11 protein-coding genes are annotated in these 12829 nt (G+C 30.1%); 7 read left to right on the top strand and 4 right to left on the bottom strand.

The genetic code is table 11. The features are described 5' to 3' along the window. Window positions 1-6 precede the first annotated feature (6 nt). The 4 genes from FGK85_RS04405 to FGK85_RS04390 all read left to right on the top strand — a co-directional run bounded on the left by FGK85_RS04405 (window position 7) and on the right by FGK85_RS04390 (window position 2819). Window positions 7-462, top strand: coding sequence for a LytTR family DNA-binding domain-containing protein (locus FGK85_RS04405; RefSeq protein ID WP_138204096.1), 456 nt, complete (start codon window positions 7-9; stop codon window positions 460-462). Between the two features lies 1 nt (window position 463). Next, window positions 464-1162 (top strand): LiaF transmembrane domain-containing protein, encoded by a 699-nt coding sequence (locus tag FGK85_RS04400; protein WP_138204094.1) that lies wholly within the window; start codon window positions 464-466, stop codon window positions 1160-1162. Window positions 1163-1373: 211 nt separating this feature from the next. Beyond that, window positions 1374-1724, top strand: coding sequence for a hypothetical protein (locus FGK85_RS15475; RefSeq protein WP_207670517.1), 351 nt, complete (start codon window positions 1374-1376; stop codon window positions 1722-1724). Between the two features lie 99 nt (window positions 1725-1823). Next, window positions 1824-2819, top strand: a complete 996-nt coding sequence (locus FGK85_RS04390) for a patatin-like phospholipase family protein (RefSeq protein WP_138204092.1) — start codon at window positions 1824-1826, stop codon at window positions 2817-2819. Window positions 2820-3096: 277 nt separating this feature from the next. Here FGK85_RS04390 and FGK85_RS04385 read toward each other — a convergent pair whose 3' ends face one another. Further along, window positions 3097-3957 (bottom strand): tetratricopeptide repeat protein, encoded by an 861-nt coding sequence (locus FGK85_RS04385; RefSeq protein ID WP_138204090.1) that lies wholly within the window; start codon window positions 3955-3957, stop codon window positions 3097-3099. Between the two features lie 652 nt (window positions 3958-4609). Here FGK85_RS04385 and FGK85_RS04380 point away from each other — a divergent pair. Beyond that, on the top strand, window positions 4610-6106 hold the full coding sequence (locus tag FGK85_RS04380; RefSeq protein WP_138204088.1) for a cobyric acid synthase: 1497 nt from the start codon (window positions 4610-4612) through the stop codon (window positions 6104-6106). Window positions 6107-6253: 147 nt separating this feature from the next. Here FGK85_RS04380 and FGK85_RS04375 read toward each other — a convergent pair whose 3' ends face one another. The 3 genes from FGK85_RS04375 to FGK85_RS04365 are packed head-to-tail and all read right to left on the bottom strand — an operon-like array spanning window position 6254 to window position 9867. Next, complete coding sequence (locus FGK85_RS04375) at window positions 6254-7753, bottom strand: hypothetical protein (protein ID WP_138204087.1); 1500 nt, start codon at window positions 7751-7753, stop codon at window positions 6254-6256. Window positions 7754-7787: 34 nt separating this feature from the next. Further along, window positions 7788-9176 (bottom strand): sensor histidine kinase, encoded by a 1389-nt coding sequence (locus FGK85_RS04370; protein WP_138204085.1) that lies wholly within the window; start codon window positions 9174-9176, stop codon window positions 7788-7790. Next, the gene (locus FGK85_RS04365) at window positions 9163-9867 is read right to left on the bottom strand and encodes a response regulator transcription factor (RefSeq protein WP_138204083.1); all 705 of its coding nucleotides are present in this window, start codon (window positions 9865-9867) and stop codon (window positions 9163-9165) included. The genes FGK85_RS04370 and FGK85_RS04365 overlap by 14 nt, the downstream gene beginning before the upstream one ends. A gap of 875 nt (window positions 9868-10742) precedes the next feature. On the opposite strand from FGK85_RS04365, the gene FGK85_RS04360 reads away from it, so the two are divergent. Both FGK85_RS04360 and FGK85_RS15265 read left to right on the top strand, forming a co-directional pair. Beyond that, on the top strand, window positions 10743-12293 hold the full coding sequence (locus tag FGK85_RS04360; protein ID WP_138204081.1) for an FGGY-family carbohydrate kinase: 1551 nt from the start codon (window positions 10743-10745) through the stop codon (window positions 12291-12293). Between the two features lie 228 nt (window positions 12294-12521). After that, complete coding sequence (locus tag FGK85_RS15265; protein WP_171011324.1) at window positions 12522-12695, top strand: hypothetical protein; 174 nt, start codon at window positions 12522-12524, stop codon at window positions 12693-12695. Window positions 12696-12829 lie beyond the last annotated feature (134 nt).

Here is a 12829-nt window from a genome sequence, read left to right as displayed (position 1 = left end):
GGAAATATGAAAATACAAATCGAGGTAGATAATAAAATTGAAGAAAACGAAGTTATTATTAGATGTAGTGAATTAAGTGAAGATGTTAAAAATATTCAAATTATGCTTGACCATATGCTATCATATAAAAAACGCATAACTTTTTACAAAGGTGATACTGAGTATTATATTTCCTTAGAAGAAATTTTATTTTTTGAAACTGAAAAAAATGGGATTTGCGCACATACCATTGATAATATATATAATGTGAAATATAAGCTTTATGAGCTTGAAGAACTTTTACCGGGATATTTTATGAGAGTTTCAAAATCAACTATTCTAAATACAAATCATATTTACTCCATAACACGTAGCATATCATCATCAAGTAAAGTTGAATTTCAAAATACTCATAAACAAGTATATGTTTCAAGATATTATTATAAACCATTAAAAATTAAATTATTAGAAAAGAGGAAATGATATGAAAAAAGATAGGATTTTTTGGGGATTTATACTTATATTGGGGGGGATTTTCTTAATTATAAATAAGCTTGGGTACTTTCCTGATGTAAATGCATTTAGCTTATTGTTAACAGTTTTTTTAGTGGTAGTTATTGTGAAAAGTTTATTTACTCTTAATTTTTCAGGTATTTTATTCCCTATTGCATTTATTTGTATAATATATGATAAACAATTAGGGATAACAAAGATTACACCTTGGACTGTATTACTTGCAGCAGCACTTGGTAGTATTGGTCTTTCTATGATTTTTCATAAACATACCAAAATGGTTAATTTCAAATGCGATTGTGAAGAGGGTAAGTTTGAGAAAATTGATATAGAAGATGAAAGCTATGTTAGATTTAATAATTCGTTTAGTGGTACTATAAAATATATAAATACAGATAAGTTTGAGCAAGCGGATTTTAAGTGTTCTTTTGGGGCGATGAAGGTGTATTTTGATAACGCAGTCATGAGTAATAATAATGCTATAGTTAGGATTAATGCTTCTTTTTCAGGCGTAGAACTATATATACCTAAAAGTTGGAAAATTGAAAATAAAGCAGATGTATTTTTAGCTTCCATTGAAGAAAAGAATAAAAGAGATGAAATAACAACAAATACTTTAACATTGGTTGGTAATGTTAATTTTTCAGGAGTAGAGATAATTTACATCTAATTATAAACAGAGCTCTTAGCTTCAGATGGAGTTTTTACTCCAACTGAAGGTTAGAGATCGTTATCCAGGGACGTAGCTGCCGTTATCTCCCACTTTGTTAGAAGTGGGAGTGTTACGGCAGGTAGTCATCGGATAAATTATGAAGATGGAAGATTAGATTTTGAAACAGATATAGAGGCATTAGTAAATTGAGCAATGCTATATAATTTCAGTGAAAGAAATGTGGGGAGATTATTTAACATCTATAGGCGAGAATATCACTACTACTAATAAAAATTACACTTCATGGTATTTTTGCAATGATGAAAAAAGTGCTAATAATTTAGCTGAATTAGTTAGTAAGGGAATAAAAAGAGGAACCTCTTCACTTTATTGTCTTTATGAGTTAGAAAATTTAGTTTCAAAAGAGAAAAATAAGGATATATTTCTATATGTATTTGTTAAAAATAAGGGAGCTGTTAATTTGTATCTTAGAAATGGATATAAAATTGTAGAGAATATCCATGATAGTAGATATATAATGAAAAAGTCTACAGTATTTAAAGTATATAAGGGTATATAATATAGAATTTTGCTTACTGGAGGAATTGTAGTAGATGAAGATGAAATAACACTAATGGGTGATGTATAATATAATAAAAAGCATAGGAGAGGGATGCAGATGAATAGCTTTGTAAAAGCAGAGGCTGTTTTTGAAGGTGGTGGCATAAGGGGTATAGGTACAGTAGGAGCACTTAAAAGCTTTGAGGAACATAATTATATATGGCAAAGGGCAGCAGGAACTTCTGTAGGAGCTATTATAGCAGCACTTGTAATGGCAGGATATAAGGCGGAGGAATTGGAGAAAATACTGTCTGAAATGGATTTTATAAAATTTTTGGACAAGGACTCTGTTAATAGAATTCCGGTAGTTGGAGCAGCACTGGGGATTTTTAGGGATAAGGGCATATGTTCAGGTGATTACTTTGAAAACTGGATAAAAGAGCTTTTAGAGAAAAAAGGCATAATTAATTTTAAAGATATTATGGAAAAGGGAGAGAGTAAGCTTAAGGTTATAGCTTCAGATATAACTTTAAAGAGGAAAGTAGTTCTTCCAGATGATTTAGTGGATTATGGGGAAGATCCAGGAGAATTTTCAGTGGCTAAGGCTGTGAGAATGAGCATAAGCATACCACTTTACTTTAAGCCTGTGGAGTTTAAATATAAAGATGGAGTTAGCTATATGGTAGACGGAGGAGTAACTTGTAATTATCCAATAGATATATTTGACATGGATAATATAAAAATACCTATAATAGGATTCAAATTTAAAGCAAAAGAGAAGGATGAAAGTTTGACTTCAAAAGGTAAAAATGATCCTATGTCTTTTCTATTTGATATAGCTAGTACCATGAGTGAATACTCTATATATAAAGAACTTAGTGCAAGAGATGCTGCTAGAACTGTATTTATACCTGTAGAGGGTGTAAAATCAACAGAGTTTAATATTGCTAAAGAAAAATCAGCAGCATTATATACAGCAGGATATTATGCCGGGGAAAGATTTTTAGAAGTTTGGGATTTTAAAGATTACCAAAAGAGATTTAGAAGAAAAAACAATGTAAAATTTGCTGTGAATAGTTTTATAGGAAACTTGTTAAATAGGAAAACACCTTAATTCAACAAAGAATCCTTCACTTCAGCGTAAATTTAAGATTTAAGATAAAAAGGGGCTATGGCACTAAGAAATTTACATATAATATGTTGATTTGTAAATTAAAAATCAATATATTGTAGTATTTATTCTTAATGCCACAGCCCCTTATACGAACTAAAAAAATTCCTTAGGAATTTCAACCTTCATTTTAAATTTTACATTCTAAATTTCACATTAAATTTTAAACTTAAAATTTAATGTGATGTAGGTCTTAAAAATTACGTGGAAATTTAAGATACTATTTAATTAACTTTTGGCCGCTAGGGCTAGAATTATGTGATATTCTATTTAATTTTTTTTGAATTTTATATGTTACTTTAATATAATCTTTTGAATCAACGCCATATTCTTTTGCTGCAAGAGATAAGGCAGCTCTGTAATATTCCTTTTGAACTTCATCATAACCAATGGACTCCAAAGTTTTGCCAATGTAAAAATAAGTATTTATAATACTTGAATTGTCACTAAATTTAGATGAGGTAAGTGAGCACATAGCCTTGTCTAAGGTTTTTAAAGCCGCGTCATAATCACCAAGACGTCTTAAAGCTTCTCCCTTAAGGGACAAAAACATTCCGTATAAGGCACTATCATGATTTTTTAGATTGGATATGCCCTGTTCAATAGAAATAAGTGCTTCTTTTGGCTTATTTATTTTCAGTTCAGCATCACTTAGATAATACCACATTATTGGGCTCTTGCTATTATATGTCTTATTTATTTGAGTTTTATAGTAGTCAACTACCTTTTGGAAATAATAAGGATACATTAGAGGGTCGTCCACATAATCAGATCCATTTTTACTTAGAACTTCTACTTTGTAGGCATCTCTAGTATCATGATTCCATATAATAAGTTCTTTTTCCCCGTCTCCATTTATGTCCTCATTTATTGAATAAGGAGAAGTTTTTTTAGAGGAAGATTTTTTGTTTTCCTTAGAAGGAAAAGATATATTTAAAAATTCTATTAAGTTTTCTATAGAAATTTTAGTGCCAAATGCATTTGCAGATCTATTGTTGACAGGCATAAAAAGGCTTCCAATGGATAAAGCAAAGCAAAGGGTTAAAGAAAGTGTTAACTTAGATAACTTTTTACTATTCATGCTAATCACCGCTAATAAAAGCTTGCAAAACTCTATAATATATATTTGTTTTATAGAATTTGTTAATGCTTTCCACGGTCCACCTCCCTTAATGAAATTTAATCCTTATAACTATTTTAAAACAATTTATAAATAAATTCAAATATTCTACATTAATTATACAATAAATAGTAAATATATGAGTTACAGAAGAATTACAAAACAATTTTGTAAATTAAAACAATCGTATATAAATTCTTTAATGCCATAGCCCTACATTACAGGTATTGCAATATGGAAGGCAAATTGTTAATATAAAAATTAGGAACTTAAAAGTATTTTATTGGTGGTAGCTAGCGAAAATACTAAAATTAAGAATGTTGCGACTCAACATTCTTATAATTGACAATGGAGAATTGACAATGGACAATGAAGGAAGTTTTTCTTATAGAAAAACTAAAATTTTAAGAGAACTAAACATAGAATTTATCTGCTTTAAATTTTAGTTTTGCATTATCAAAACATCCATCACTGTCAATTATAAAATTGTTATGCAGTTTATTTTAAAGGAGAAAGTAAATTGTTAATATAAAAATTAAAGACAGTGCAATAATATAGGCACTTTCAATGTAGTGGTGCGAATTATAAAGAATCTAATAGAGGGGGAAAAATTATGGCTAAAATAATGATTCAAGGGACGGCTTCTTCAGTAGGCAAGAGTATATTGGTGGCAGCTTTATGTAGAATATTTAAGCAAGATGGATATAAGGTTTGTCCGTTTAAATCACAAAACATGTCTTTAAATTCATACATAACATTAGATGGAAAGGAAATGGGTAGGGCACAGGTACTTCAAGCCTATGCTGCAGGACTTGAGCCAGAGGCATATATGAATCCCATTCTTTTAAAACCTACTTCTGATAAAAAGTGCCAAATAATAGTTAATGGTAAAGTTTATGGAAACAGTACTGCTATGGAATATCATAATATGAAATTAGAATTTAAGGATATGCTAAAAGAGCATTTTGAAAAATTGGAAGAAGAATTTGACATAGTAGTAATGGAGGGTGCTGGAAGCCCCGCTGAGATAAATTTAAGAGATAGAGACATAGTTAATATGGGTATGGCGGAACTTATAGATGCACCTGTACTTTTAGTAGGAGATATAGATAAGGGTGGAGTTTTTGCTTCACTGGCAGGAACAATGCTTCTTCTTAATGATGAGGAAAAAAAGAGAGTAAAGGGAACTATAATAAATAAATTTAGAGGAGATGTGGAAATATTAAAACCGGGCCTTACTATGCTAGAAGATATAATAAAAATACCATGCTTTGGTGTGGTGCCACATTTTAGATTGGCTCTAGAAGATGAAGATGGAGCTGTAAGCTTTAACAAAGAAATTAAAGGAGATATTGATGTGGCTGTAATTAAGCTTCCTCATATATCAAACTTTACAGACTTAGATGCACTTAAAAATGAAGAGGATATTTCAGTAAGATTTATTGAAAATGTAGAGGAATTTGGAAACCCAGACCTTTTAATAATACCAGGAAGTAAGAATACCATAGAAGATTTGATTTCTTTAAGAAAAAATGGATTGGAAGATAAAATTAAAAAATATAGTGAAACTGGAATGGTCATAGGTATATGCGGAGGATATCAAATGCTAGGGGATTTACTTAAGGATCCATATGAAGTGGAGACAGCGGTAAAAGAAGTAAAGGGCATAGGTCTTTTGAATATGACTACTACCTTTGAAAAGGAGAAGGTTACCACTAGGGTAAATGCGGAACTTCTACAGGAATTACAGGGACATAAAATTGCAGATAAAAAGGTTTATGGCTATGAAATACACATGGGTATAAGCTCTTATGGTGAGGGATGTAAGCCGCTTTTCAAAATAGAGGATAGAAATGGAGAAAAGGTTGACGTATTTGATGGAGCTATAAATGAAAGAGGAAATGTAATGGGTACATATATACATGGAGTCTTTGATGGCTTAAGCTTTAGGGATTACGTGGTAAATACTTTAAGAATGAAAAAAGGATTACAGCCTAAAGAAGTTAGCGAATACGAAAGCTTAAGAGAAAAGGAATTGGATAAGTTAGCAGATATAGTTAGAGAAAATTTGGATATGGAACAGGTGTATAAAATAATAGGACTAAAATAAAAGGATTGAAATAAAAGGATTGAAATAAAAGGATTGAAATAAAAGGGGACTGTGGCACTAAGAAATTCATACACAATATATGGGTTTGAATTTTAATATCAAACTCAATGTTGGATAGAATTTATTCTTAGTGCAACAGTCCTCTTATTATTTCTTATTTTTTTCATTTTTTATAAAGTCCCTAAAGCTGTCAGTCCACTTAGAAACGTAGTCTCCAGTGGCCCATTCTGCCATAATTATCGATTCAGTACTATCTATAGGAATTTTTTCAATTGGTTTCGAAGATAAAGTTTTATTTTCTATAGTATAAACATAAAGAGCATCTTTAGAAACCACTATAGCTATGTCGCCATTTGGTGAAGTAAATACATCCAGGGCATGGGGTATGTTATTTTTTACTTCACTCCAAGATAAAGATAAATCATCAAAGGTTAGAAGTTTCTTAGGAGGAAACATGTTTAAATCAAAATCAATATAATCCATTTCATTTTTAGAAGAATTCAATCGTCCGGTCATAACCCAATGGCCATTTCTTCTAGTTAATGTAAAGTTTTCTTCATCAATAGCCTGATCTTGAAAAGTATCTTTTTTATCACTTCTTACGGATAAAAAAGAATTTAAGCTGTCTTTTAGAATATTAGAGCCCACATTTCCTACTAGGTCAGATATTTTTATTCCTTTTTTATTTTCTAAATTGTCCACAGGTAGCACTTGAAATTTATTTAAATTATTATTTGATATAGAGCCCATGGAATATTCAGTACCTATATAATCATTACATATAAATAATATATTTCTAAATAGGTTTTGAGCAGAGGGTTTATGAGAAGGAACAGTAATTTTAGTATTTTTATTGTCGCTGCTATCTATTGCATGGGCTTCTATATTGTCCTGTGTAATGCCGGATTTTGATGTTCTATTTACATTAACATACCAAAATCCAGTTTTTCTAGGAAAAAATATTCCATCACTTTTTAAAATATCTAGTGTTTTTTTATTTTTTGAAGAAATCCATATAGTTCTATAACTAGAAGGAGAATCTGATATATTGGCACTATTGGAGCGAATTCCAATGAAAACTCCAGAATTTAGCTGAGAAGATTCATTGGAATTTTTTTCTTCATATGATACAGTGTCTTTAATTTTTGCTATATTTTTAGTGTCATCAGAAATTTTATCCATTATAAAAAATGTTTCATCCATATAAATGAGAAGTCTATTTTTATCTATAAGTATAAAATCATAGAAAAGATTCTCATTGCAGGTTACAGATACAATCTCAATTTTATCTTTTTTTATACCTAAATCCTCAGGTGCTAATTTGTAATTGTAAAATAAGTAGTCCACAGCATTTACAACTTTAACTTTATATTTAGGAGAGTTACAAGTTTCATCCAAAAATATAGCACCCTTTTGGCTAAACTCTGCTGTTTTGCCAATTAAAGATTTATTTACTTTAGCATTTTTATTAGCATCTTTATAATCTACAACTTTCCAAGTGCCCTGAATAGGAATAAGTTTATTCCTAGGAGCAGATATCTTTTCTGTAGGATTAATTTGAGGAAATTTGCAAGCTTGCATAAAAGTGCTTGATGAAAACAATAATAATGTTATTAATAAGAATATAAATATGTTAGTTCTCTTCATTACATATTATCTCCCTGTGTATTTTTTCGAAAATTTAAATTTCTATTGGAAGCTTAACTGAAATATTTGTTCCAATATTAAGTTCACTGGTTATAATGAAAAACCCATTGTGCAGTCTTATTATTTCATCGCATATGGATAAACCTATTCCATTTTTAGATTTACTGCTTTTACCTTTATAGAATTTTTCTTTGATTTTTGGAAGTTCGTCTTCACTTATTCCAGAACCAGTGTCATCCACATGAAGTATTAAATATTTATTTTGAACCTCTGTCCAAACTGTTACGGTTCCACCTTCGGGTGTAAAATTAAAGGCATTGTCCACAAGATTTATGAGTACTTGCTTTATTCTATTAGGGTCCATGGCTATGGCAGGAATATTGTCGTTTTTCAACACTATAAAACTTATATTATCCCTTTTAGCTCTAGGACTCATTTGTTTTTTTATATAATCTAGTAATATATCAATATGAATTATTTCCTTATTTAAAGTAATCTTTCCTGATACAAATTTTGAAAAATCTAAAAGTTCTTCAACCATGCCAGTAAGACGTTCGCTTTCATCTTCAATTATTTGAAGTCCATCTCTTATAAGCTCTTTATCGTTTAATTCATCTGTTTTTAGTGTTATAGCCCAGCCCTTTATAGAAGTTAAAGGAGTCCTTAGCTCATGAGAAACTGAGGAGATAAACTCATTTTTTAATTGTTCTTTTTTTAATAGTTCATCTGCCATGTAGTTTAGTGTATCCGAAAGCTTTCCAACTTCATCGTCAAATACTTTTTTATTACGTATTTTTAAATCTCCATCAGCCATTTTACCTGCTACAGTTGTTAAGTTTTTTATTGGACCAACGATTGTATTGGACATGAATATGCTTACCACTAAAGCTGTAAATAAAGCAATAAATCCAATAGCCGATAGAATTAAGGATATGGCAAAAATTTCCTTATCTACAGGGGCTAAAGATGTTATAAATCTAAGGGCACCCACTATTTTATTATTGGATTTTAATGGATAAGTTACAGAAAATACTTTATGCCTAGAGTAGGACACAGTACCACGCCATTTACCTAGTTTACCCTCCAGGGCATTTTTAAATGCTTCATCATCAATTACCTCAGAAGGAATTACTCCTATGGAGTCCATTAATATATTGCCTTTTGTATCTATTATTTGAACTTGAGCTGAAGTCTGCTTCCAGAAAACATCTACGTTTTCCTGAACATTTTCTTTTAATGATGAATTTGAAAAATACTTTGTATAAAATTCAGAGGAGGCCTTTACTTGATTAGTAAGTGAATCCTCTATGTTTTTATAATAATATTGTTTAGTACCACTTATAATAAGAGTTTCAAATATTGCTATCGTTATAAATATTACAGTTAAAAAATTTAAACTTAGACGCTTTCTAATGCTGTTCATTCTTGTTCCACCTATAACCTGTTCCCCATACAGTTTCTATATATTTAGGTGCAGAGGAACATTCTTCTATTTTTGTTCTTAGACGTCTTATATTTACATCAACAATTTTGGTGTCGCCTATAAAATCTAATCCCCAAATAGCATTCAATAATTCATCACGGTTAAATGCTTTGCCGGGATTTTCAATAAATAGCTTTAGTATTAGATATTCCTTAGGAGTTAAATCCAACTCCATTCCATTTTTATATGCCTTTTGTGAATAGGTATCTAGTTTAAACGGGTAGAATTCTACTATAGTATTATCTTGAGTATTGTCATTATTTTCTTCAATTCTTCTTAAAAGAGCCTTTATTCTTAATACTAATTCTAAAGGATTAAATGGTTTAACTATATAGTCATCAGCACCAAACTCTAACCCCATTATTTTATCCATATCTTGACTTTTAGCTGTCAACATTATTATACCCATATGAGGAAATTTTTCTCTAAGTTTTTGACAAACTTCAAATCCATTTATCCCAGGAAGCATTACATCTAATATAGCCACCTTAGGCTTTTCTATAAAGGCCTTTTGTAAACCCTCTTCACCGGTACCAGCTTCTATAACTTGAAAATTATTTCTTTGTAAATTTATCTTTAGAAATCCTCTTATGGAGTTTTCATCTTCTACAACTAATATTTTTTCTAACATATAAATCACCTCAAATTTATAATACACTTATATACAATTATATACTGTAATAAACATATAACTCAACTTTCGTATATAAATTTTTATATTAGATGGAATAAAAGCAATATAAATATAGTTTTTAATTTTGTTTTACAACTTAGAAAGTTGAATATATATAACTCCTAATAAGATTTCTATACATAGCAAAAAATATCTTATTATAAATAATTTAATGGAAATTTACTTTGAATGAGTTACAAAATCATAAAAAAATATTACAAAAGTATTACAAGAATTGATATAAACAGAGCTCTAACCTTCAGATGGAGTTTTTACTCCAACTGAAGGTTAGAGATGGTTATCCAGGGACGTAGCTGCCGTTGTCTCCCACTTTGTTAGAAGTGGGAGTGTTACGGCAGGTAGTCATCGGATAAAAAAGAATAAAAAAAGGAAGCCCTACGCTCTGGCTTCCTAAGGGGGTTAAATTTCTAATTAATTAGAAATTTGAGGGGAATAATTGTTAAGGAAAACAATTTTCAAGGGAAATGCTAAATGGAGAAACTAAACATTTCACACATTTTATGAAAATAGCTTTACTGTAATTTAATTATATACGAAAAATGAATTGTTATCAATAGATAAATTCAAAAAAACTAGCGCAAAAAGTAAATAATTTATTAACAGAATCAATGTTTGAACGATTAGTCATAGAGCTTGGAGAGGTGTGAATAAATTTTTTGTAGATAAATTGTTTTTTAGAAAAATGAAAGATGTTAAGAATACGTTTTCAATAGCGTATATTATATAATTACATGATGTTTTATAGAGGGATTTGTAATCTTTTATCGAAATAGTTGAGGGATATAATTTAAAGATTTTGGAGGAATTTAACATTGGAGGAATATGTTTTAACTATAGATTGTGGCACACAAAGTGTTAGGGCCATAATTTTTGATATAGAGGGAAATTTATGTGATATTGAAAAAATACCTTTCGACCCTTATTTTTCAATCAAACCTGGATTTGCAGAGCAATATGTAGGGGTATTTTGGGAAAATACTTGTAAGGCATGTAAAGCATTGAAGGAAAGACAAAGGAATAAGTGGGATAAAATCATAGGTATGTCAGTGACTACGCAAAGGGATACTGTAATAAATATAGATAAAAAAGGAAATATATTGAGACCAGCTATTATATGGTGTGATCAGAGAATGGCTAAATGCAGGGAACCGCTACCTATTGGAGCTAGACTGGTTTTAGCAGCTTCAGGTATGACTGAGAGCATGGATGAGGTGAGAAAAAAATCTAAAGCCAATTGGATAATAGAAAATGAAGAAGAAATTTGGGAAAAAACCCATAAATATTTATTGCTTTCAGGATATTTTACATATAAGCTTACAGGCAATTTGTGTGATTCAAAAGCAAGTCAAATAGGTCATATACCCTTTCATTATAAAAAAAGGGATTGGGCAAATAAAAATAATATTTTAAGATGGAACCTATTTGGAGTGGACAGAGAAAGACTGCCTAATTTAATAGAACCTGGAGAAATATTAGGTACAGTTACTAGAAAAGCTGCGGAGGACACTGGAATAAGAGAGGGACTTCCAGTGGTGGCATCTGGTTCAGATAAAGGATGTGAAACACTGGGCAACGGGTGTTTAGATTTAAACAGTGTTAGTATAAGTTTTGGAACTAGTGCTACAGTGCAAACTACTAGTAAAAGATATTTTGAACCTATAAGATTTATGCCAGCATATCCAGCTGTAATGCCCGGGAGATTTAATCCTGAAATAGGAGTTTTCAGAGGGTATTGGATGATTTCTTGGTTTAAGAAAGAATTCTGTACAGATGAAGTATTTAGAGCAATAGAAAAAAATATGTCTACAGAAGAATTTTTAAATTATCAATTATTAAAGATACCACCAGGAAGTAATGGACTTATATTACAGCCATATTGGGGAGCAGGACTTAGAATTCCAGAGGCGAAAGGTTCTGTTATTGGTTTTGGAGATGTGCATACAAAATATCACCTTTATCGTTCTATTGTGGAGGGAATTAATTTTGCCTTATACGAGGGTATTGAAAAAATAGAGAAAAGATCTAAAAATAAAGTTAAAAATGTTATAGCTTCTGGAGGAGGGGCTCAAAGTGATGTTATATGTCAAATAGCTTCAGATATGTTTAATTTGCCAGTAAATACAGTACAGACCTACGAAACTTCAGGACTAGGAGCAGCTATAAGTACCTTTGTGGGACTTGGGGTTTATAGTGATTATGAAAGTGCAGTTAAAAACATGGTTAAGTATAATAGAAGCTTTAATCCTAATACAGCTAATGCACAAATTTATAAGGAGTTATACAATAAGGTTTATAAAAAAATGTATAATAGTCTCAGGGACATATATAAAGATCTTAAAAAGATAGTAGATATGGAAGTATAGTATTAAGCATAGTATAAGATTGAGATATTTGTATAATTAACAAATTAAAAATATAGCCATAATATATCGTATTCCCACAATGGAGGCTATATAATATATTCATAAGATTTTATTTTAAAAGGAATTATGCAATTTTCTCCATTAGAAAAAGCTTTACAAATGCTATTTTTAGGAGTACAATAAATTTTGTAATGTTTCAAGAATTATGAATTATAAGGAGGTGTGAGTATGTTTTTACAAACTTTAGTATATGAAAATCCTAATTTTATAGAAAATCTTAATTTAAAAGCGGATTTTAATTTTAAGGCTAGAAGTGCGTCCAAAATTAAATATAGTAGTATACTGAAAGAGAGTAAAAATGTATTTGCCCGAATTCAAGATTTATATATTAATTTAAATTAGTTTATATGAATATATTGAATTTATAACCGCAGGCATTTTTGCTTAGCGGTTTTTATTTTTATAAAATTTAATTTGTGGTTATAAACAGAGCTCTTAGCTTCACATGGAGTTTTTACTCCAACTGAAGGTTAGAG

The sequence above is a fragment of the Haloimpatiens lingqiaonensis genome (assembly GCF_901447495.1).
Lineage (GTDB): Bacteria > Bacillota > Clostridia > Clostridiales > Clostridiaceae > Haloimpatiens > Haloimpatiens lingqiaonensis.
Note: the sequence above shows the minus strand (reverse complement) of the source record. Positions and strands in the feature narration are given on the sequence as shown.